At 70.0% G+C, this 22,632-nt stretch carries 12 protein-coding genes and 1 CRISPR repeat array; of the genes, 4 read left to right on the top strand and 8 right to left on the bottom strand.

All coding sequences use genetic code 11. From position 1 onward, the window contains the following. Window position 1: 1 nt before the first annotated feature. The 8 genes from cas6e to F5972_RS38925 all read right to left on the bottom strand — a co-directional run bounded on the left by cas6e (window position 2) and on the right by F5972_RS38925 (window position 13,826). Window positions 2–754, bottom strand: coding sequence for a type I-E CRISPR-associated protein Cas6/Cse3/CasE (gene cas6e, locus F5972_RS22670; RefSeq protein WP_150935649.1), 753 nt, complete (start codon window positions 752–754; stop codon window positions 2–4). Window positions 755–761: 7 nt separating this feature from the next. Beyond that, a complete protein-coding gene (gene cas5e / locus F5972_RS22665) occupies window positions 762–1,571 on the bottom strand; it encodes a type I-E CRISPR-associated protein Cas5/CasD (protein WP_225311746.1) in 810 nt (269 codons plus the stop codon). Further along, entirely contained in the window at window positions 1,556–2,680 is a 1,125-nt protein-coding gene (gene cas7e / locus F5972_RS22660) for a type I-E CRISPR-associated protein Cas7/Cse4/CasC (protein ID WP_150935647.1), read from the bottom strand. The genes cas5e and cas7e overlap by 16 nt, the downstream gene beginning before the upstream one ends. 36 nt (window positions 2,681–2,716) lie before the next feature. Further along, the gene (gene casB / locus F5972_RS22655) at window positions 2,717–3,328 is read right to left on the bottom strand and encodes a type I-E CRISPR-associated protein Cse2/CasB (RefSeq protein WP_191910272.1); all 612 of its coding nucleotides are present in this window, start codon (window positions 3,326–3,328) and stop codon (window positions 2,717–2,719) included. After that, entirely contained in the window at window positions 3,318–4,994 is a 1,677-nt protein-coding gene (casA, locus tag F5972_RS22650) for a type I-E CRISPR-associated protein Cse1/CasA (protein WP_150935643.1), read from the bottom strand. Before casA ends, casB begins: the two co-directional genes overlap by 11 nt. A gap of 222 nt (window positions 4,995–5,216) precedes the next feature. Further along, window positions 5,217–8,054, bottom strand: coding sequence for a CRISPR-associated helicase Cas3' (gene cas3, locus F5972_RS22645; protein ID WP_225311744.1), 2,838 nt, complete (start codon window positions 8,052–8,054; stop codon window positions 5,217–5,219). 142 nt (window positions 8,055–8,196) lie between these two features. Next, a CRISPR array of direct repeats spans window positions 8,197–11,355; the repeat unit is 28 nt; unit sequence GTCGGCCCCGCGCCCGCGGGGATGCTCC. A gap of 124 nt (window positions 11,356–11,479) precedes the next feature. Further along, complete coding sequence (locus F5972_RS22640; RefSeq protein ID WP_150935641.1) at window positions 11,480–12,181, bottom strand: DUF2637 domain-containing protein; 702 nt, start codon at window positions 12,179–12,181, stop codon at window positions 11,480–11,482. Between the two features lie 301 nt (window positions 12,182–12,482). Continuing rightward, window positions 12,483–13,826: a tyrosine-type recombinase/integrase gene (locus tag F5972_RS38925; protein ID WP_404803071.1), complete on the bottom strand. Its 1,344-nt coding sequence runs from the start codon at window positions 13,824–13,826 to the stop codon at window positions 12,483–12,485. A 521-nt stretch (window positions 13,827–14,347) separates the two neighbouring features. On the opposite strand from F5972_RS38925, the gene F5972_RS22630 reads away from it, so the two are divergent. From F5972_RS22630 to F5972_RS22615, 4 genes are all read left to right on the top strand, one after another. Further along, a complete protein-coding gene (locus F5972_RS22630; protein ID WP_150935637.1) occupies window positions 14,348–17,122 on the top strand; it encodes a helix-turn-helix transcriptional regulator in 2,775 nt (924 codons plus the stop codon). 184 nt (window positions 17,123–17,306) lie between these two features. Continuing rightward, on the top strand, window positions 17,307–20,081 hold the full coding sequence (locus F5972_RS22625) for an AAA family ATPase (RefSeq protein ID WP_150935635.1): 2,775 nt from the start codon (window positions 17,307–17,309) through the stop codon (window positions 20,079–20,081). 209 nt (window positions 20,082–20,290) lie between these two features. Beyond that, window positions 20,291–21,136 carry an enoyl-CoA hydratase/isomerase family protein gene (locus tag F5972_RS22620; protein ID WP_150935633.1) on the top strand — a complete coding sequence of 282 codons (846 nt, stop codon included), beginning with the start codon at window positions 20,291–20,293 and terminating at the stop codon, window positions 21,134–21,136. A gap of 187 nt (window positions 21,137–21,323) precedes the next feature. Next, window positions 21,324–22,628, top strand: a complete 1,305-nt coding sequence (locus tag F5972_RS22615) for an epoxide hydrolase family protein (protein WP_150935631.1) — start codon at window positions 21,324–21,326, stop codon at window positions 22,626–22,628. Window positions 22,629–22,632 lie beyond the last annotated feature (4 nt).

Raw genomic sequence — 22,632 nt, 5'->3', positions numbered from 1 at the left:
CTCACTGGCCGCTGGGCAGGGGGGCGAGGGTGAGCAGCCCGCACCCGTAGGCCTTGGACGGGCCGATGCCCTGCAGTAGTGCGCTGGTGAGCAGAGCGCTGTCGGTGACGCGGAGGCGTCCTTCGAAGGTGGCGGTGTGCAGGGTGATGCGCTTGCCCCGGTCGCCCTTGCTGAACTCGCGGCGGTCGCGGGCGATGAGCCGCACATCCGGTGCGGGTAGGGCCTTGTCGTCGGCGAGGTCGGCGATGGCGGGGTCGGTACGCGCCGAGGGGATCTCGAAGCCGTTCCGGGTGGTGCGGTTCAGCAGCCAGTCGAGTTGGGCGCTCGCGGTGCGGTGGGCGAGCCGGAACGAGCGGTTGTCTCCGGCGGCGATCCGCGCGGCCTGGGCGGGGGTGGGTTTTTCGGGGCGGTTGGTGTTCTGGACGGGGCTGGCGGTGAGCCGGAAGGCGAACTCGCGGCCCGGGGCAATGCGGGCGAGCAGGGGGGTGTAGTCACCGATGGCGACGTGTTCGTCGTCGGCGTCGGGCCAGCCGGCGGCCTCGACGATGTGGGTCCAGTCGGGTTTGGACTGGGTGAGGACGAACAGCTGAGGCCGGTGCGGGTTGTCGACGTCCAGCCGCCACAAGATCCGTTCGCTGTCGGGGGTGCCGGGGATTCCGGCGCAGACGTAGGCGTGCATGACGCGGGGGCTGGCCAGCATGGTCCGGCTTTGGGCGCGCAGCGGGTTGATTCTGACGCGGGACAGGTAGGTCATCGGATGGTCACCAGCCCAGCAGAGCGAACGGATCGTGGGCGGAGGAGTCATCAGCCGGTGGGACCGGGTTGTCGAACCCGGTGGGGATGGAACGCCACAGGTGGGTGACGCGGCGGGTGGCGTAGCGGCGGTCGTGCGGGTCGAATGACACCGGCTCGTCGTTGAGGATCTGGTCACCGTCGACGGCTTCGACGGTGACCATCCGGTCGATGGACGCCAGCCGCCCGTGCCGCCGTTCCCAGGCGGTGCGGGCGGGGTCGCCGGCCTGCCACGGCTGGCTGGTCAGCGCGTCCAGGATCGGCTCGCTGGTGACGCCGAGCAGGATGGGCTGGGAGGGGACGCAGGAGCGCCGGCCCAGCGCCAGCGGGAACGCGGGACGGGTCACGGCCTCGGCCAGAGACTCCATCAGCGGTCGGGGGCCGGCGACGGCGGCGACGAACACCGCGTCCTGGAGGTAGAAGCGCTGGGTGATGTGGGTGTACTTGGCGGGTGAGGTCGGCCTCTGCACACCTTTGGCCGACACCCCCGCCTGGGGCAGCGGACGGCCCTGGTAGTCGCTGACGGTGTGGTAGTCCCGCAGCAGCGTGCCCTCCTGGTCGACCCGCACGCCCATGGTCAGGCCGAGCAGGTCGCCGAGGGGTTCGTGACGGGGGTGGCCCGCGGCGGCGGCGAGCAGCCCGATGACGCCGGACTTGGTCGGCTGGGGCCGGGTGTCGCGCCGGTTGAAGGCGCTCTGGTCGCCCCATGACTGCAGCGGCCCGGCCAGCCGCAGCAGCAAAACGGCCTGCTCGGGGCCGGGCATCAGTTCGTCTTCCACGACGCGGTCAGGGCCTGGTTCAGACCGGACAGCAACTGGCTGACGCTCTGGTTGGCGCCGAACGCCGCAGTGAGGGGGCCGTCATTGTCGAAGGCGTGGGAGACCGCGACATGCGCGGGAGTGTCGCCCCACTGCTGGGTGGAGCGCTGGTACTCCCGCGCCAGGCGGGCGGCAGAGGTGGAGGCGATCCCGTCGCTGTCGCGGATGGGCCGTTCGAAGGCGGACACCAGGTTGACCGGCTGGTCGTCGCGGACCACCACCGCGACCAGGCTGGGGCGGGTGCGATGGGCGAAGGAGTTGATGTGCCCGGTCGGCATCGACAGCGCGAACGCCTCGGCGAACCGCCCGACCGCCTCGATCGCGGCGTCCACACTGCCGAGGTTGCCGGCGAGCTGGTGAACGCCGACCGTGGCGTACCGGTACAGGGTGGCGGCGTTGAATCCGACGTTGCCGATCATTCCAGCGCCGGACTCGTCGGCCTCGTTCTCGTCGTCGACGGCGGTGTAGTAGTCGGATTCGAGTTCCACCGGGTGGGTGGAGATGGCGTGGGCGACCTGGGTGGCGGCGTCCACGTTCAGGGAGGGGATGTCGGCGACCATCCTCCCGAACAGTGCCACACCCATCGGGTGGCCGCTCTTGAGCCGGTCGGCCACCGGCAGGTCCTTCGTCGCCGTCTTCAGCTGCTCGTCGTCCAGGTCCGCGAGGGTCTTGGCCTGGTCGGCGATCAGGTCAACGATGTCGTCCAGCTGCCGATAGCCGAAGAACAGCAGATAGGCGGTGTCACCGGCTTTCTTGCCGGCCTTGATGCCCAGCGGTTCCAGCAGGGCGCCGGCGATACGCGCCGCCGCCTCAGCCTCGACACCGGTACGAGATTCGACGCGCTCGGCCAGCTGTCCGGCGATGCGCTTGGTGCGGGTGCTGTGGTCGGCCTTGGGCAGCTTGTCGTCGAAGGCCTGCCGGGTGGCGCGCTTCCATGCCTGAGACGACACCCGGGCACGGCGAGCCCCGCCGAACTGGGCCTCTTTCGGGTTGCCCTGGTCGTCCCGGTTCAGGTTCGCGGGGGGAACCGTCTGGATGATGTGGAAGTCGACGTACTGGCGCTTAGACATCGTTGTCTCCGATCATTCCGGTTTTGGGGGGAAGGGTCAGGACGCCGCTATGGGCTCGCCTTGCGGCGCGGTCTGCTTCCACAGCTGGTAGTCCAGGGCCCAGGCGCGGCGTGCGGCTCGGCGGCCGTCGTCGTAGTGCCAGTCGCGGATCAGCCGCATCAACTCGGTGTAGTCGAGCGGCTGGTTGACGACGCGGAGCAGGTCGACCAGCCCGCGTAGCCGGATCAGCAGCGCGTCGGGGGTAGTGGTCGTGGCCGCGGCTTCCACCCGATCGTCGATCGCCTTCTCGCTGAACCTGCCGCTGGCGCGCAGCCGTGCCAGGGCCGTGCCGAGCCGTACGTTCGGGCGGTGCATCGAGATGCTCTTGGACTGCTGGTGCAGCCCATACAGGGCGAGCGCGGCGTGCTCGGCCTTCTGCTCGACCGATGCCTGGCCGCGACGCGCCAGCTCATCGTTGATCTCCACCGTGTAGTACGGCCACAGCTTCGGCACCTCGCCAAAGCCGCGGCCAAGACCGGCCCGCATCGCGGCCAGGTCCTCCCCCGGCGGCGGGCCGAGCGGCCGCCGATTTCGCGTGTCAGTCAGCCAGGTCCCGTCCGCGGCTGCACGGTTCCAGTACGGGGTCGCCATCGCGATATCACGCTCCAACAGCCTGAGTAGGGGGAAGGGTTTTCGAGGGGACGGCTCTGTCGGCTCGCCGCTGCTCGGCGGCACGCGGCAAGATGACCGCGAGGTCACGTCGCAGTTTGCCCTCGACATGGCCGAGCCCGGGCTTAACAGCCGACGCCTCCTGATCGCCGCTGCTGCGGCGCGGGGCGAACACCGACTCCGGCACCGCGGCGAACACGTCATCGGCGATCTGACGGGTGGCCCGGAAGGCGGCCTGTTCCCAGGCCAGCAGCGCCGCTTCCAGTCGTTCGTCGTCGAGCCCGCCCACGTGTCCAAGGACACGGCGCACCACGGGATCCAGGCGGTGAAGCAACTGCTCCCCGGGGCGCTGCCCCTTGTCCCAGGGGATCGGGTCCAGCCCCGCAGCCCGCCGCAGGTCCGCCGACAAGTAGTTGACCGCCCGGGAAAGCCGCTCCGCCTGGCTGGTCATCTCCACCAGCGCGCCATACAGCTCAGCGTCGGCCTGCAGCGCGGCCACCGGCAACGGGATCCGATCGTGGTAGACGTCCTCGATGACGGCCGACTGGTTGCCGTACATGATCCCGAACGCCTCGACCCGCAACGGGTAGTCCTCCTGGAGCGCTCCAACCACCCGAAGGTCGGCGGCCTGCCTCAGCAGGCTGCTCGTCTCCACCGACCCGCTGTCCAGGTCAATACGGTGGACGGACAGCAGGGCCTCCAGGCCACGCCAGATTGCCTTGCCGGGCACGTGCCGCCGCGGTTTGCGATCGGCCGCCTTGGCCTTCGCCGCCGGCTTGTCGTACTTCCAGGCCGTGTGCGGCTCCCACTCCGGAAGCTCGCGCATGCGGTCCCCCGCCGCCACGATGACTCGCCTGACCCGCACACCCTGCGGTGTTTCCTCCGGGACGAGCCGGATCCGGCGCGACTGCCACGTCCACAACTCCAGCAGTCCGTCCGGGTAACCGGCGGCGGACCAGACCGCGCCCGCCGGGGGACGCCGCCAGTGCGGGGAACCGAGCAGCGACTTCGGCCCAATCGGCAGGTTCAGCAGCAACGTCTCATACAGGGTGCGGCCGGTGGGGAGGAGCACGCCGAGCTGGCCCAGCGGACCGGTGGGGTTCCCCGTCGTCTTGCCGGCCTTGACCTTGCTGTCGCCCTTGGCGCCGGTCTTGATCGCCGCGGTGTCCCAGCAGTGCGCGTGCACCAGCCACCGCACCGCCTCCGCCGGCGTCAACGCGGGCGGCTCGGCCTCCGTCCGCGCCCCGAACAGCGGCACGTTGTTGCCGGTGGACTCCGTCGCCACCAGCAAACCGGCGCCCTTGGTCTCCCCGCTCACCGCCTCCAGCGCACCGGACTGGGCAAACGGGGTGTCACCGAAAGCCTGGAACCGCTCGCCGTGCTCCGCCAGATACGCCCGGATCCGGTCACGCTCGTCCTCGGTGAACGCGCCGGCCTCAAAGCGTCTGCGCCACTCCGCCCGATCGGCCGGCAAACCCACGGCGTCCGCGACGACCGGCAACAACACCTGCCGCAGCAGCGCGGGCACCTGCGTCGGAAGCTCGACCACCAGCTCGGCGAACGTGTCCGCCTCGATCAGGGCACGCTCGATCCCCGCCTCGACCACAGCGCCGTCCTGCCGCCGCAGCGGCAACCAGCCGTCGTGTACCAGGTCGAACCGATCCATCTAGGGCCTGCCTTCGGGGGAGGTGGCGTAGCAAGAAAAGTTAGCGGTGAGCGTAGAGGCGGCCACCGACATTTTCCGCCGCACTCATATTTCACAGCCCGGATTCCGAATTTCGGGCCCGCATAAGCCGGAATGATGCCTATGCCATGACAAGTGCCGCTACCGGAATCTCCAATGAGCGCAACCCTGGCAGCGAGCCGCAGCCAACTCCTTGAGCCTCCGTCACTGCTGACCTTTGTCGACAACCAACCCCAGCTGCGTGTCATAGCGGACGGCCCAGCGGTCGAGGCTGGCCCGCCCTTGGGTGTCGAGCTTGAGGGCGCGGCTGTGGCGTAGCCACGGGTGGTCGCGCCAACCATCCAACGGCTGGAGCTCGTTTTCGGCCACAGCCGCGAGCTTGGCGGGCAGGCGAACCGTACCGCCCAGAACCTCATCGAGCAGATCGACCGGCACCTCCCCGTTGACGCCCAGGCGCCGACCTGTCCAGGTGGTGTAGCCGTTGACGTCCTTGTGGACGATGACGACTTCGATGGTGGGGTCGCCGTCGCGGACGATCGCCTGAACCACTTCATCGTCGCCCTTGGTCTCGGCGTAGTGCAGGCCCTCCAGGGTCGTGTTCTCGTGTTCCTTGAAGCGCGTCAGCAGGAATTTCTGCGCGCTGTCGGCGCGGGCCTGCTGATCTGCGTCCCAGTCGGCGTACGCTGCGCGTTCGGCCTCGGCCCACGCGTCCGGCACGAGCGGCGTGTTGCCGTAGACGTCCGCGACCAGAGCGGGGACCCGGCCAGGAATGTTCCACGACGACGTGTCGGCCCCGCAGACGATCGCGGCGGTCCGAAGCAGCAGGTAGCGGTCATAGATCACCTCGCTGGCCGGGAGGATCCACGGAGCGTCCGAGCCGGAGTCCCGGAATCCTGTGATCACGACGCAGGGTTCTTGCACCGCTACCGGGCGCGGGACGCCGCTGTGGCGGTGAAGCCGACCGATCCGCTGCAAGAGCAGGTCGATCGGGGCCAGATCGGTGACCAGGATGTCGGCATCGACGTCGAAGGACTGCTCGGCCAACTGCGTCGCGACCAGAATCGTCCGCCGGCGGGACGCTTGTGATGGCCCGAGCCGGGCCAGAGCGGTCTCCGTACGGTCTGCCCGATGAGCGGCGTGCAACCGTCCGTGCAAGAGCAGAACGTCATCCCTGAACTGGGCACGCAGCGCCTGGTAGGTCTCCTGGGCACGGTCGACAGTGTTGCGGATCACTAGGGCACAGCCGCCGTGGCGCAAACGGTCGGCGAGGAGCGTGACGACCGCATCGGTGCTGGCGGCAGGAGCGGACGTGGCCGCGGGCTCGGGGAGCACCTCGACCCGTACGGAGAGATCTTCCCGCCAGGACGCGCAGTGGTCGACGAGCCGCTGAGGACCTGAGTCCTCCATCCAGGCCGCGGTCACGCTCGGGTACCCATCGGGCGAAGGCAGGTCGAGTGCCGGGGGGTTCTCACGCGAGGCGGCGCCGGCGAGGTAGGCGTCGACCAGGGCGCGCCGTTGGGCGGGTGGCAGGGTCGCCGAGAGCAGGACGACCGGCACGCGGGCCTGTCCCAGCCAGCGCAGTCCCTCCAGCAGGAACTGGGCCATGTACACGTCGGCGGCGTGCACCTCATCGAGGATCACGACTTTGCCGGCGAGGCCGGCCATCCGCAGCATCACGTGCTTGGTGCGGGTCGCGGCGAACAGCAGCTGATCGATCGTTCCCACAACCAGCGGGGTCAGCAGCCCTCGTTTGCTCCCCAGGAACCATTCCGCGGGTGCCCGCCGCTCAGGGACCTCACCGGTGTCGAACGGCGACATCCCGTACATGGCGTCCTCGTCGACCGTGCCGTAGATGTCGTCGGGACTGTCACCCGCCTGCTCCAGCAGCGCCTGCCATTCCCGGTTGAAACGGCGTTTGCCATGCAGCAGCGCCACCTGCGACTCCAGGCCCGGCGCAACCTTGCCCGCCCACTGGCGTACCTGCGAGAAGATCGGGTCGCTGGTCGCCTGGGTCGGCATGCCGACGAACACCCCATCCGCCCCGAACCGCGCGGCCAGAATCTCCGCCGCCAGCAAAGCGGTCTTGGTCTTGCCTTCCCCCATCGGCGCCTCGACGATCACAAGACCCGGGCCGCCCATGCGGCGGGCGGCGTCCATCACCATCACCTGTGAGGAGCGGGGACCATGACCGAAACGGTCGTGGAACGCCTCGTTGCCGGGAACTGCGAGCGTGCCCCAGCCGCCCCGCAACCCCAACTCCTCCCACGCCTTGATAGCGCGCTCGCGTGACACGCTCAGACCGACGTCGCGTAGCTGATCGATCCCCGGGAAGTGGCGTTCGTCGCTGGCGATCCAGTCAGCCATCACCACCAGGCCACTCAGGTGCAGCTGATCCGCGCGGCTGGGCACCCGCACGGGCTGAACCTCCTTCAGCCCCTCGAACCCCAACTGACGAGTGAAGACCTCGACCACCGCCGACTGCACCCGGCGCCACTCGGGCCCCTTTCCATGAAGATGACCCCGCGCCAGGGACGGTTCGCGCAGCTGCCCCACAGAGGGAAACTTGCCGTGATGCCCCGCAACTAGTGGCCAAACCCAGGAGATCTGGTCGTCGGCCCATCCGGCTTCGTGCAATACGTCCCGAATGAGCTTCCCGCCGGCCTGATCATGACGCCAACGCTGCCGACCCGTGGACGCCCAGGTCAGCCCGGCCTCCCGGACAGCCCGCGCTCCCGCCTCGTCCATCTGTTGAAAGGCGGGGGTCGCCTTCCCGCAGTCATGAACGCCGCAGATCCAGGCGAAGAACCGGCGCCCATACCCAGGAGCTCCCGCCACGTCCTCCAGCCACGCCTTCGTCGACGGAGCGAGGTAGTGATCCCAGATTTGCTCGGCGACCGCAGCCGTGTCGAGAAGATGACAGATCAGTAGATTCATACGCCCCGCTGCCTTCGCAGCTGACTTTCCCCACAAAACGCCTAATTGACCCGTGACGTCCGGGTCCGCGAACTCAAGCTCGTACTCGCCCACCATCGCCTCCTTCATCACCGGCTGGTCAGAACATTAGAAGTCGCCACCGACAAGAGCAGGCGATCGTCAGATAGGGTCCCCGGTGAGGTACGAACGGCGTTGAATCGAAGTGAATGAGAAACGACGTTCACAACCGGAAACCTCCAGGTCAGCAAGAGTCGGCCCCGCGCCCGCGGGGATGCTCCGTTGTGCGCGCCCATGCCCCGATCGAACGGGCGGTCGGCCCCGCGCCCGCGGGGATGCTCCCCTTGACCGCCAGGCGCTGCTCAAGCTCGCCCGGTCGGCCCCGCGCCCGCGGGGATGCTCCGCGGCGGCCGGTCGACGGGCCCCCGGTGCGGTGGTCGGCCCCGCGCCCGCGGGGATGCTCCCCGCAGCACCGCCAACCCCGACGTGCGGGTCGAGTCGGCCCCGCGCCCGCGGGGATGCTCCCCGGCGCCCGGGGACGGGCCGGGCGCCGGTGTGGTCGGCCCCGCGCCCGCGGGGATGCTCCCTGGTTCCGGTTCGGGCCGAACATCTGCCGGCAGTCGGCCCCGCGCCCGCGGGGATGCTCCAGGAGAGCGCTGACCGCGATCGCCGGGTTGAGCGTCGGCCCCGCGCCCGCGGGGATGCTCCCTCGAGTATCGGGAGCGGATGCACCAGCGCGACGTCGGCCCCGCGCCCGCGGGGATGCTCCCCGACGAGCATGGCCCCTACCTCCCCGGTCGGCGTCGGCCCCGCGCCCGCGGGGATGCTCCTCCTTGGACTGGATGAAGCTCGTCACGGCGCCCGTCGGCCCCGCGCCCGCGGGGATGCTCCTCACTCGCCGGGCTTCCGGGGGGTCGCCATCCCGTCGGCCCCGCGCCCGCGGGGATGCTCCTGGTTGTCTTTCGGGAATGGGTGCGTGACCGGGGTCGGCCCCGCGCCCGCGGGGATGCTCCCTCCGGCGGGACGTCGGGGAACGCGTTCGACTCGTCGGCCCCGCGCCCGCGGGGATGCTCCGCGGGAGTCCGGCGCTTCTTCCCACGCTCCGCCGTCGGCCCCGCGCCCGCGGGGATGCTCCGGTCCTGGAGGAGCTGGGCTTTCCGGTGCTAACGTCGGCCCCGCGCCCGCGGGGATGCTCCGGGCATGCTCGACGGCCGGCGCGGCGCCCCCACGTCGGCCCCGCGCCCGCGGGGATGCTCCCTCTCCAACGACGGCCCCGAGGCCAGAGGTAGCGTCGGCCCCGCGCCCGCGGGGATGCTCCCGACACGGTCTCCACGAAGCGCGGCGCCATGATGTCGGCCCCGCGCCCGCGGGGATGCTCCCGGCGCACCCGTGTTCGGGCCGCTCAGTGGATAGTCGGCCCCGCGCCCGCGGGGATGCTCCGAGCATGAAGGAGCGCGGCCTATCGAGCCCGGAGTCGGCCCCGCGCCCGCGGGGATGCTCCCTTCGAGGGCGGCACCAACTCCACGACGATCTCGTCGGCCCCGCGCCCGCGGGGATGCTCCCTCGGGGTAGGTGTGGCGCGGATGGTGTTCGAGGTCGGCCCCGCGCCCGCGGGGATGCTCCCAGAACAAGTGCCAGCCCGTCCGGTCACGCCACGTCGGCCCCGCGCCCGCGGGGATGCTCCCGCCAGCAGGACCGTCAGTTCGGTGTTCTTCACGTCGGCCCCGCGCCCGCGGGGATGCTCCTGGACCCGTACCCGACCCGCTGTACCCGGTCGCGTCGGCCCCGCGCCCGCGGGGATGCTCCGCGTGTTGCCGACGCCCAGCGGGCCGAGCTGGAGTCGGCCCCGCGCCCGCGGGGATGCTCCGTAGTTACGGGGGTCGGGCGCGTCCTGGTCGGCGTCGGCCCCGCGCCCGCGGGGATGCTCCCCGGGTCAAGGCAAAGGCCGGGTGGTCCACCCGGTCGGCCCCGCACCCGCGGGGATGCTCCCCTTCAGCCCGACGCATTGGCGCAGAACGAGATGTCGGCCCCGCGCCCGCGGGGATGCTCCGGGGCCGTTCTACGGGGTAGATGTTCCAGAATGGTCGGCCCCGCGCCCGCGGGGATGCTCCCTCGGCACCGAGGCTGTAGGCGTCCAGAGGCAGGTCGGCCCCGCGCCCGCGGGGATGCTCCGCTGCCGCCGGTCAGGGCCGTCTGCAGCGCCAGGTCGGCCCCGCGCCCGCGGGGATGCTCCCCTGTCCGGGCCGTACGTGTCCGGCGGCGGGGGTGCACGCTCACGCCGCAGCGTCGGCCCCGCGCCCGCGGGGATGCTCCCTCGCCGAAATCGCCAAGAAGCACATGGAGAAGGTCGGCCCCGCGCCCGCGGGGATGCTCCCGTCTTCAGGCGGCTGCCCGCCGGGCGGATGTTGTCGGCCCCGCGCCCGCGGGGATGCTCCGTAGTCGTTCTGCGCGTTTTCGGAGTAGTAGCCGTCGGCCCCGCGCCCGCGGGGATGCTCCTGTGTTCGAGCCGCTCATGGACCCGTCGCTGACGTCGGCCCCGCGCCCGCGGGGATGCTCCGACGAGGCCCGCGCCCTGTACGAGCGGCTCAGCGTCGGCCCCGCGCCCGCGGGGATGCTCCCGCCCAGTCGGTCTCCGTGAACATGTGCGCCTGGTCGGCCCCGCGCCCGCGGGGATGCTCCCCCTACGAGCCGCCCGCCTGGCAGCCGGGCCCGGTCGGCCCCGCGCCCGCGGGGATGCTCCCAGCTCCGGAGAGTCACCGCAGTACCAGACGACGTCGGCCCCGCGCCCGCAGGGATGCTCCCTCATCAAGTAGGGCGCGGATCATGGAACAGTCGTCGGCCCCGCGCCCGCGGGGATGCTCCCTCGGGTGCGTCCTCAACGTCATGTCCCAACCGGTCGGCCCCGCGCCCACGGGGATGCTCCCTTGAGCCACCGCACGAGCGAGCTGATCGTCTTGTCGGCCCCGCGCCCGCGGGGATGCTCCCGGGATGTAAGCCTCGCCAGCCGTCTCGGGCTCGTCGGCCCCGCGCCCGCGGGGATGCTCCCCTCTGCTGCCCGCCGTGACCGGGCTCGTGCAGGTCGGCCCCGCGCCCGCGGGGATGCTCCGTCGACGTCGAACACGGCCGGGTCGACGGCCTGAGTCGGCCCCGCGCCCGCGGGGATGCTCCTGTGGACGCGGGCGACGCTAACGTTTCCTGGACGTCGGCCCCGCGCCCGCGGGGATGCTCCCCTGTCATCGTGGTGTTCAACCCGAAGTCCGTGGTCGGCCCCGTGCCCGCGGCGATGGTCGTGTGATCACACCCGGGTCGACCGCCCTGTACGCGCAGGCCCCTCGCCTGCGGGGATACTCCACTGCGGCGGGTACGGACGTGACTGTCGCTGTCGTCGGCCCCGCGCCGACGGGGACGGTCCGCTGGGCATTGGCGCGGTGAGGTGCGGCGCCCTGTCCGCCCCACGCCCGCAGAGGTGATCCCACCTATGCCCGCCGAGAGCTGCACGCGATCAAGACCGCCTGCCCAGCGGTATGCTCCTACCCTCAGCCGGAGCCCACCGCTGATCTAACTAAATTCGCCTGCGAGACCGGCGTTCTTGACGAGGCGGCCCCATCGAGGGCTGCGGGCAAAGGCCCTCGCGATGGCGACACCGCTTGGGAGGTCGCCGTCGGCATGGCGGTGCTGCTGCGCCCATAGCCAGGCCTCTGCAGCGCCCGGCTGTTCCCGTCGTGCCCATCGGGCAAGTCGGCGTCTTCCTCCTGATCATCTTGCGGCCCCGCGGGGTCAGCTTCCGCGTCGGCGGCGGGATCAGGGGTGAGAGCGGGAAGATCTTTGACCTTAGCCTGCCCCTCCTCGAAGCGGCGGATTTGGGACATTAGGAGCTCGTAACTGCCGATCAAGGCTAGCGATGGCCAGGCGGCGATGATGCGGCCGATCACAGTGGACTCGGCGATGGCAACGTTCGCGCCTAGGCTGGCGAGGCTGCCGACCACGAGCAGGCTCCAGGCCAGGAGGCCGCCACGGGAGCCGGACCGGTTGGCCAACAGGATAGACATCGAGGCGACGACGATCAGGCCGTCGACGGCGATCGGGATGAGCACCGCCGCCAGGTGATCCTCACCGTGCCGCAGGCAGAGCTCGTGCATGTGCCTGAACGAGACGACTGCCGCGATCAGCGCCAGCAGAAGCACACCGGCGATCGTTGTTCGCTGGATTCGGCGTACAGCAACCAGGTCTCCGGCCATCGCTGCTCAGGCCTCCTCGTCCAGGGAGAGGTTAGCGGCAGCGATCCGCGCATAGTGATTTGGTTCCAGACCCCCCACCGTCATAAACCCCCATGCGCGCTGGGAACGGGACACCCGAACAGCATTTACTGACAGTGACAGCGACTCGATGAGGATGCCGCGCGACGATCGTCGCGCGTCGGGTGGCTGGGCGAAGATGCATCCTCTCCTCCGGGTCTCGCCCATTGTTCTCCCTCTGATTAGTGCTCTCCTTTCCGCGAATCGAGATTGGGTCGAAGGCGCCGTACCGAAGCAGATCTGCTCACCTCGCGGATCGATTCCGGATCTTCGAGAAGGCGTCCAGAGCCGTCTCGTCGGCGTCATCGAGGGTGTGCAGATACTTCTCGGTAGTGGCGATGGAGGCATGGCCGAGCCGCTCCTTGACCACCTGCAAGTCGGCGCCGCCAGCGAGCAACCATGAGGCATGTGCGTGCCGCATGTCGTGGATGCGCACGTGGATCCCCAAGTCGGCTTCCTTCAACGCGGGCTTCCAGACTTGCCGTCGGAACCAGTCAGCCGGGATGTGGCCGTCGGTGTCGCGCTGCCGAGGCTGGCGTGGGGTGTCCTTCCCTTCCTCACCTCGGCGCTTCGCCCGGTACTGCGCGAAAGCAGCGCGACAGTGCTCGCAGCGGCACTTGCCCGCGTTGTAGGCGGACAACGTCCCGTGCTTGTACGTCTTGCCGTTCTCGTTCGGCTTGGTCCAGCCGAGCGTGTCCACATCGACAAGCGCTTTGGTCCGCGAACGAGCCCGCGGAACATGCTTCCAAGTGAAGAACAGGTCGTCGCGATCCAGGCCTTCACTCCTGATGTGCTCTTCGAGCTTGTCGACCATCTGCCGGCTCAACTTGAACCGACGGAACTCCTTGTCCTTGGGGTACTCCTTGACGATGAAGCGCCCGCCGTCCGGGTGGAACTTCGGATTGACCTCGACCACAGCGCGACTCACGGTCAGGATCCGGATTCTCGTGTTGAGGTCCTTCACTCGAAGTTCGGAAAGCTCTCCCCACCGAAGCCCAGTCTCGATCGCGGTCTCGACGAGCAACTGCGTGTCGCTATCGGGCAGGGCTTGGTAGAGCACGTCGAACTGCTCGGGCGTGATCACGGTTCGGGGCTTCACGGCAACGGTCGGCGTTCTCACACCCCGGCCGGGGTGGATGTACGTCACCTGGTCGTTGAGCGCGGTCGTGAAGATGACGCTGAGCAGGACCTTGGCGTACTTGATGGTCGGTGCCTTGACGCCGTCGTCCTTCAGTTTGGCGATCCACGCCCTGACGTGCTCGGGAAGGATGTCGACCATTCGCATGGGACCGAAGGTCGGCAGGATGTGCCTGTTCAACGTGTACGTGTAGCTCTGCATGGTCGACGGCTCCACCTGATGGTTGGGGAGCCAGGTGTTCTTCACGTACTCGGCGAAGGTCTGCTTGCCCCGGCTGGGATGACCGATCTTCCCCTGATCCATACGGGCTTCTGCCTGCTGCCAGGCCTTGTCCGCCGCCCGCTTCGATGAGTAGGTGCCCGCCGAGACGACGTTCCCGCGTATGTCCTTGTAGCAGGCCGTGTAGCGGACCCGACCGCGCGAGTCGAGCCGCTTGAACGAGTAGCCCAATTCACCCCCTTGATCGTCCGTTAGTGCCGCGTTAGTGGACCCTGCACCAGGAGCTGACATTCGGCAGGACCACGCAACACTCACACTAGGGCTTCTACCTGGGGTTTTGCACAGATGGTGATTTCTTAAACACCTTCTGTTGAAGCAGTGCTCGCGGTTCGGGACGAAGAGGCCGTGGGTTCAAATCCCACCACCCCGACCATGTAGTACCAGCTGCGAGGCCGGTTCCGATCATCGGAACCGGCCATTCGCATTGTTGGGCGACTACGGTTCGGATCGTACGGATCTTCCAACCGAGGCCACTCCCAGTGGAACCACTCCCGGGGCATTGCCGGGCGCCATTCCTCATGTAAAGATCGAATGTTGCCCGTGACTTCGCAACTCAGTGCGGTGGACTGGACGGGAGGCCGTGTGAGAAGTCATAGCGAGCCCGGCACCGGAAAGGCGGCGCTCCGCTCGCGGTCGGCCGCGGGAACACAAGGTCCGCAAGCGCTGACCGGCGCAGGTGGTTCCCGCTGAAGATGAGCCCTGATCGGCGGCCGGGCCGCGGGAGCACTCTGATCGACCGTGAGGCCGAGCGCAAGATACTCGTCGAACTGCTCAACTCGGTTCGGGGCGGAGAGAGCCGTACTCTGGTTATCCGCGGGGACGCGGGGGTGGGCAAAACCGCGCTGCTGCAATATATGACCGAGCAGGCGGAGAATTGCCGGGTAGTGCGCGTGACGGGCGTCCAGTCGGAGGCGGAGCTGCCGTTCGCGGGCGTCCATCAGCTGTGCCTTCCCTTGCTGAACCGGCTGGATCGGCTGCCTGCGCCCCAACGGGAGGCGTTGCGAGTCGCCTTCGGACTGGCCGAAGGCTCAGTGCCGGACCGGTTCCTGGTGGGACTGGCGGTGCTCAGCCTCCTGTCGGAGGCCGCGGAGGTGCAGCCGCTGGTCTGCCTGATCGACGATCAGCAGTGGCTCGACCGCGCCTCCGCGCTCGCGCTCGGGTTCGTCGCCAGAAGGTTGGGAGCGGATCCGGTCGGCATCGTGTTCGCGACCAGAGTCACCGGGGACGACACGGCAGGGCTGCCAGAACTGCATCTGACCGGACTGCCGGACGCCGATGCCCGGGCCCTGCTGGAATCCGAGCTGAACGGACCACTGGACACTCGGGTGCGAGATCAGATCTTGGCCGAGACCCGCGGCAACCCGCTGGCGCTCCTGGAGCTGCCACGCGGCCTCACTCGGACGCAGCTGGCAGGCGGGTTCGGGCTGCCAGGCGTCGCGCCGTTGACAGCGCGGATCGAGGACAGTTTCCTGCGCCAGCTGAACGCGCTGCCCTCCGAGTCGCGCCGGCTGCTGCAACTCGCGGCGGCCGACCCCTCCGGCGACACATTGCTGGTGTGGCGCGCCGCCAAGCGGCTCGGTATCGAGACCCAGACCGAGGCCCTGGTGCTGGCTGGGCTGGCGGAGTTCGGGGCGCGGGTCAGTTTCCGGCACCCCTTGTTGCGCTCGGCGGCCTACCGATCGGCCTCCGAACACGATCGCCGGGCGGCGCACCTCGCCCTCGCGGAGGCCACCGACCGGACCGTCGACCCCGACCGCCGAGCCTGGCACCTCGCCCAGGCCGCGACGGGGCCGGACGAGAGCGTGGCGGAGGACCTTGAGCAGTCGGCCAACCGCGCCCAGTCCCGCGGTGGGCTGACGGCGGCCGCGGCGTTCCTGCAGCGCTCGGCGCTGCTCACCGTGGACCCGGCCCGCCGCGCCCAACGCACCCTGGCGGCAGCGCAGACCCACGCACAGGCAGGCGAGTTCTCCATGGCTCTGGAACTGCTCGCGACAGCACAGAGCGGTCCCCTCGACGAACTGCAGAGCGCCAGGATCGACTTGCTGTACGCCGAAATCAACTTCGCGTCGGGACTGGGTAGCGACGCCCCGGCGCTGCTGCTCAGGGCGGCCAAGCGGTTGGAGCCCCTCGACGCCGAACTGGCCCGCGACACCTATCTGAGGGCGTGGATGGCGGCCATCCTGGCCGGCCGGTCGGCGACTCCTGTAGGTCTGCCGGAGGTATCTCAGGCCGCCCAGGCCCGCAAGCTGCCGGGCCACCCGCCCGGACAGGCCGATCTGCTCCTCGACGCTCTCACCCTGATGGTCACTCAGGGACCCGCCGCGGCCGCGCCCAAACTCCGGGCGGTGATGGACCATTTCACCGCGGCCGGCATCTCCGCCGAGGACGATCTGCGGTGGGGCTGGTTCGCGCAGGCCACCGCCAGCGCCCTGTTGGTCTATGATCCCTGGCGCACGATCCTCGAACGGCAGGTCCGTACCGCCCGCGACGTGGGTGCGCTGGACCTCCTGCCGGTTATGTTGGCCGCGCTCGGCACGGCGATCATGTGGAGCGGCGACTTCGCGGCGGCCGAACTGGTGAAGGTCGAAGAGGAGGAGGTGTGCGCGGCGACAGGCAGCCCCCTCGCCTCCCTCACGGCCCTGGCACTCGCTTGCATGAGGGGTGATCAGACCAAAGCCGTCCCGCTGATCGAGAAAACGATCAACGAGGCCACCACGCGCGGGCAGGGCGTCTCGGTCGCCTACGCGAATTGGACGGCCGCCATCCTCTACAACGGTCTCGGCCTGCATGACGATGCGCTCGCCGCGGCCACCGAGTCCAGTGAGGACGCACCCGGGCAGTTCGTCTCGCTGTGGGCGCTGCCCGAACTCATCGAGGCCGCGGTCCGCACCGGCGACACCGAACTCGCACGCGATGCCTTGTCTCGATTGTCCGCAACGGCCCGCGCGGGGGGCGCCGACTTCGGGTTGGGGCTGGAAGCTCGCTGCCGCGCGCTGTTGAGCGAGGGCGACATCGCCGAAGGCTTCTTCCTCGAGGCGATCGAGCGGCTCGCTCGCACCCCGCTGCGGCCCGAGCTCGCCCGCGCCCGGCTGCTGTACGGCGAATGGCTGCACGGCCAGGACCGTCGTGCCGACGCCCGCGGCCAAGTACGTACCGCCTTCGAAATGTTCACGGAGATGGGGATGGCCGCGTTCGCCGAACGTGCCCGGCGTGAGCTGCACGCCACCGGCGCACGTGTACACCTGCGTACCGTCGACGCGGTCGGCACCCTGACCGCCAAGGAGGCCCTCATCGCCGAGCTCGCGCGCGACGGCCGCACCAATCCCGAGATCGGCTCCCAGCTGTTCATCAGCGCCCGCACCGTCGAATGGCATCTCCGCAAGGTCTTCGGCAAGCTGGGCATCACCTCCCGGAAGGAACTCGACGCGGCCATGGCCGGAGAACGGCACATGCTTCCATCGGCGTAGCACCGCCGAGCGGGGCCTCTGGGGGCGATCAGCCGACCGGCCGTCGGCGAGCGCGTGGTGGAGTGCAGCCACCCGGCATGCGGAATCAACGAGCGAGATCTTTCCCCGAGCGAAGGTTTAGGCCAGGATTACTCCGGTCTGTTGGCGCTAACAGGACCGTCAACGGTGAGACGGGGCAACGGCGATGGATCAGCGGCACCATGGCGCGGGACGCGGGGAGAACATCGACCTACTCGGGCGGAAGAACGAGTGCGCTCGGCTTGACGAGCTGCTGGCCTCTGTGCGAATTGGCGAGAGCCGGGCGCTCGTGGTGCGGGGCGCTCCAGGAGTCGGGAAGTCCGCGCTGCTGGGTTACGCGGCGACATCGGCGGCCGATGCGCGTGTGTTGCGTGCCGCCGGAGTCGAGTCCGAGATGGAGCTGGCGTTCGCCTCGCTGCACCAGCTCTGCGCCCCGTTGCTCGGTAGGCTCAGCAGCCTTCCCGCGCCGCAGCGCGACGCGCTCGAGACGGTCTTCAGGCTGCGTGAGGGACCCGCGCCGGACCACTTCATGGTCGGCCTGGCGGTGCTGAGCCTGCTGTCGGACGCGTCTGAGAAGCAGCCCCTGCTCTGCCTGATCGACGACGTCCAGTGGCTGGACCTGGCCTCGGCGCAGATCCTCGGCTTCGTCGCCCGGCGGCTGCTGGCGGAGTCCATCGGCATGCTGTTCGGCACCCGGCGGCCGGGCCCGGAACTCCGCGGGCTGGCGGAGCTGGAGGTCACCGGGCTGGCCGACGCCGAGGCCCGCGCCCTGCTGAGCTCCGTCACACACGCTCCGCTCGACCGGCACATCCGCGATCGCATCCTCGCGGAGACCCAGGGCAACCCGCTCGCCCTGCTCGAACTGCCCCGCGGGCTGACCCCGACCCAGATGGCCGGCGGGCTCGGCCTGCTGGGCGCCGACAGCCTGCCGGGCCGGATCGAGCAGAGCTTCCTGAACCGTGTCGAGGGACTGCCCGAGCAGGCCGCGCTTCTGCTGCTGGTCGCCGCCGCCGAACCGGTCGGGGATCCGGACCTGGTGCGCCGCGCCGCGGAGAGGCTGGGAGTCACGCTCACGACGGCGCTGATCGACGGCACGGACGGGCTGCTGTCGTTCGACGTCCGCGTGACGTTCCGGCACCCGCTCGTACGCTCGGCGGCGTACCGGGCGGCCAGGCCCGAGGACCGCAGGGCGGTGCATCTGGCGCTGGCGGAGGTCACCGACCCGCAGGAGGCACCGGATCGTCGCGCCTGGCACCTCGCCGCAGCCACCGCCGGACCGGACGAGGCCGTCGCCGCTGAACTGGAACGCTCTGCCAACCGGGCGCAGGCGCGCGGCGGGGTGGCCGCGGCAGCCGCGTTCCTGCAGCGGGCCGCCGCGCTGACCGCGGACTCCGCGCAGCGCGCCGACAGGATGCTGGCGGCCGCCGAGGCGAGTCTTCTCTCCGGACAACTCGACGACGTGAGCAGGTTGCTGAGCAGCGTCAGCGTCGCTTCGCTGACCGGTTTCCAGGACGGGCGTGCCGGGGTGCTGCGAGGTCAGATCGCCTTCGCCTCCGGCGGCGGCACCGAGGCGATCGCCTTGCTGCTGGACGCCGCCGATCGGCTCGAACCAGGGAACCCGCGGCTCGCGCGGGAGACCTACCTGACCGCGTGGGGCATGGCCGTCAGCGTCGGCGACCAGGAGGCCCTCATGGCGGTCTCGCGTTCCGTACGGAATCTTTCGTCGCCGGACAGACCCGGCCCGCTGGACCTCCTCCTCGACGGCTTCGCGCTCCTCGTCACGGAGGGCCGGGCGTCCGCGGCGGCGACGCTGCGGCAGGCGGCGAAGGAGCTGATCGATATCCCCGCCGCGGACGTGCTGCGCTGGGGGTGGGTCGCCACCGGGGCGAGCGCCGCCATCTGGGACCACGAAGCCATGCTGGCGATCTACACCCGGCAGGTCCAGGTCGTCCGCGACGCCGGCGCGCTCCGGGAACTGCCCTATCACCTGTCCACTCTGGCTTACGCCCTGTCCTGGGCCGGCGATTTCGAGGGCGCCGCCGCTGTCATCGCCGAGGGCGACACCATCGCGGCCGCGACGGGCAACCCGCTGCCGCCCTATCCCGCGTTGCGGTTGCTGTCGCTGCGAGGCCGGGAGAGCGAGACCGTCGCAATGGTCTCCGCCACCATCGAGGCCTCTGCCGCGTCCGGATTCGGCATGGGTATCACGGGTGCGCAGTGGGCGGCTGCGGTCCTGTACAACGGCCTGGCCCGTTATCCCGAAGCGGTGCACGCCGCCCAGTCCACCCCGCACATCTCCGAGCCCTGGCTGTCCACCTGGATGCTGCCCGAGCTCGCCGAAGCCGCCAGCCGGGCCGGTGAGGCCGACCTCGCCCGCGATGCCTTCGAACGGCTGGCCGAGGCGACCCGGCCGTTCAGCACCGACTTCGCCAGAGGTCTGGAGGCACGCACCCGCGCCCTGGTCGTCGACGGACCGGATACCGAGGACCTCTACCGCGAGGCCGTCGAACGTCTGAGCAGCGCGGGGTTGCGCCCCGAACTGGCCCGTGCCCACCTGCTGTACGGCGAGTGGCTGCGCCGGGAGAGCCGGCGTGCCGAGGCACGGGACCGCCTGCGCACCGCGTACGGGATGTTCGTGTCGATCGGGATGGAGGCGTTCGCCGAGCGGGCCCGCCGCGAGTTGCTCGCCACGGGGGAGACCGTCCGCAAGCGCACCGTCGAGCCCTCGTCGGGTGAGGCTCTGACGGCGCAGGAACGGCAGATCGCGCTGCTGGCGCGGGACGGCTTCTCCAACCCCGAGATCGGCACGCGGCTCTTCCTCAGCCCTCGTACGGTCGAGTGGCACCTGCGCAACATCTACGGCAAGTTGCTCATCACCTCCCGCAGGCAGCTCCGCGACGCCCTGCCCCGGGACGAGTTCGAGCCCACGTCGGAGCGATAGGCCGAACAGGGCGAGCCGCCGACTCCCTGGGGGTACCCCGGGGGACGCGCGGGACCACGGGACCAGGGGCGGCCAGGGAGTTCCCCTGGGGAAGACCGGGCCGCCCGCATGGGACTGTGATCGAGCCGGCGCCGATCCGTGCCGGCCACGGCGCGCCGCGGAAGGCGCCCAGGCGGTGGCCGACCCGGACCCCCTGCGAAAGGACAGTCATGGTCGCAGAGCAGTTCCACGTCGACGAGGTCTCGCCCTCGTACTGGCAGGTGACCTTCACCAACGGGCCGGTGAACCTGTTCGACCCGGACAGCGTGCAGCAGCTCTCCGCGCTCGTCGACCGCATCGAGGCGGCGCCCGCCCTGACCGTGGTCGTCTTCCGCAGCGGCAATCCTGACTACTTCATGGCGCACTGGGACCTGATGTCCGACAGGGCCCGGGTCGCCGCCATGTCGCCCGGTCCGACCGGGTTGCACCCCTACCTCGACAGTCTCGTACGGCTCAGCCGGGTGCCCGCGGCCACGATCTCGGTGATCCGGGGACGGGCACGGGGAGCCGGCAGCGAGTTCGTCCTCGCCACCGACATCCGTTTCGCCTCGGAGCGGGCGGTTCTCGGGCAGTTCGAGGTCGGCCTCGGCTCGGTGCCGGGCGGCGGGGCCATGGCGCGGCTGGCCCGGCTCGTCGGCCGCGGCCGCGCGCTGGAGATCGTTCTCGGCGGCGACGACGTCCCGGCGGCGCTGGCCGCCGAATACGGCTACGTCAACCGGGTCGTGCCGGACATCGAGCTCGACGAGGTCGTCGACCGGTTCGCGCGGCGGATCGCCACCTTCGACAAGGTCGCCGTCGCCGGCATCAAGCACCTTGTTGACGTGGCCTCGCTGCCGGAAGACGCCGAGTTCGCGCCCGGCCTGGCGGCGTTCTTCGCCACATCGGGGCGGCAGGAGAACGCCGCCCTGGTGCAGGACCTTTTCCGGCGGGGTCTTCAGCGGCCCGGCGAGGTCGAGCTCGAACTCGGCGCCACCATCGCGCGGCTGCGCGAGGAAGCCCTCAGCAGCCCGAAGTAGACACATCGAGCGGCGCAGGGCGCCGCTCAACCCACGCGACGTCAAGCGGGAACGGCACATCGGCCGCTCCCCCCTACCGCCCTGCGCTCCCCTCCCCCGGTCAAGGCCGCCTCTGAGGACTCCACGAGCGCGAGGGCGGCCCCTGCCAACAGACGATCACATGTGTTCCGGCAGAAGGAGAATGGTCATGTCAGAAGAAGGACGGCCGGCCCTCACCCGCCGCGGCTTTCTCACCACCTCGGCCGGCGCGGCGGTCGTCGCCGTATCGGCCTCCCGCGCTTACGCCCCGCTCCCCGCCCAGGCGGCCACCGCCGGTCCGGCGGGACGCGACGCGATCCGTCCCTTCCGAATCAGCGTGCCCAGGAAGACCCTCGTCGATCTCCGCCGACGCCTCGCCGAGACCCGGTGGCCTGCCAGGGAAACGGTCACGGACCAGTCCCAGGGCGTGCAGCTGGACCGGCTGCGGGAGCTCGTCCGCTACTGGGCCACCGATTACGACTGGCGCGAGGTCGAGGCCAAGCTGAACGCCATACCTCAGTTCGTGACCGAGATCGATGGGCTGGACATCCAGTTCGCGCACATCCGCTCCCGGCATGCGAACGCCCTCCCTCTGATCATCACCCACGGCTGGCCGGGCTCCGTCCTGGAGCTGCTGAAGATCATCGGCCCGCTCACCGATCCGACCGCCCACGGCGGGCGTGCGGAGGACGCCTTCCACCTGGTGCTGCCCTCGATGCCCGGTTACGGCTTCTCGGGCAAGCCGCATGGCACCGGCTGGGGCCCCGACCGCATCGGGCGCGCCTGGGACGTGCTGATGAAGCGGCTGGGCTACCAGAGGTACGTGTCCCAGGGCGGCGACTGGGGCGCGGTGATCTCCGACCGCATGGCCGCCCAGCGTCCGCAGGGCCTGCTCGGCATCCACGTCAACATGCCCGCGACCGTACCGCCGGAGATCGCCAGGATCCTCGCCGCGGGCGACTCCGCTCCGGCGGGACTGTCCCCCGACGAGAAAGCCGCCTTCGACTCGCTCGACACCTTCTACAAGAGGAGGTCCGGCTACTCGTCCATGATGGTGACCCGCCCGCAGACCGTGGGATACGGGCTGACGGACTCACCCGTCGGCCTGGCCGCGTGGATGTACGACAAGTTCGCCGAGTGGACCTACAGCAGCGGCGTGCCCGAGCGGTCGCTCACCAGGGACGAGATGCTCGACGACATCACGCTCTACTGGGTCACCAACAGTGCGATCTCCTCCGCGCAGCTCTACTGGGAGAACAACGCCAACAACTTCGACGCCGTGGACATCTCCCTGCCCGCGGCCGTGACGGTCTTCCCCGGTGAGATCTACCAAGCCCCGCGCAGCTGGACCGAACGCGCCTACCACCGGCTCATTCACTTCAACAAGGTCGACAAGGGCGGCCACTTCGCCGCATGGGAGGAGCCAGAGCTGTTCAGCACCGAGATCCGGGCCGCCTTCAGATCGCTCCGCTAAGCAG

The sequence above is a fragment of the Microbispora cellulosiformans genome, from assembly GCF_008728085.1.
GTDB lineage: Bacteria > Actinomycetota > Actinomycetes > Streptosporangiales > Streptosporangiaceae > Microbispora > Microbispora amethystogenes.
This window is presented reverse-complemented; position numbering and strand designations above follow the sequence as displayed.

Coding starts and splice junctions, on each gene's coding strand:
- cas6e (WP_150935649.1), bottom strand. CDS start 754: ATGACCTACCTGTCCCGCGTCAGAATCAACCCGCTGCGCGCCCAAAGC.
- cas7e (WP_150935647.1), bottom strand. CDS start 2,680: ATGTCTAAGCGCCAGTACGTCGACTTCCACATCATCCAGACGGTTCCC.
- casA (WP_150935643.1), bottom strand. CDS start 4,994: ATGGATCGGTTCGACCTGGTACACGACGGCTGGTTGCCGCTGCGGCGG.
- cas3 (WP_225311744.1), bottom strand. CDS start 8,054: ATGAAGGAGGCGATGGTGGGCGAGTACGAGCTTGAGTTCGCGGACCCG.
- F5972_RS22640 (WP_150935641.1), bottom strand. CDS start 12,181: ATGGCCGGAGACCTGGTTGCTGTACGCCGAATCCAGCGAACAACGATC.
- F5972_RS22630 (WP_150935637.1), top strand. CDS start 14,348: ATGAGCCCTGATCGGCGGCCGGGCCGCGGGAGCACTCTGATCGACCGT.
- F5972_RS22625 (WP_150935635.1), top strand. CDS start 17,307: ATGGATCAGCGGCACCATGGCGCGGGACGCGGGGAGAACATCGACCTA.
- F5972_RS22620 (WP_150935633.1), top strand. CDS start 20,291: ATGGTCGCAGAGCAGTTCCACGTCGACGAGGTCTCGCCCTCGTACTGG.
- F5972_RS22615 (WP_150935631.1), top strand. CDS start 21,324: ATGTCAGAAGAAGGACGGCCGGCCCTCACCCGCCGCGGCTTTCTCACC.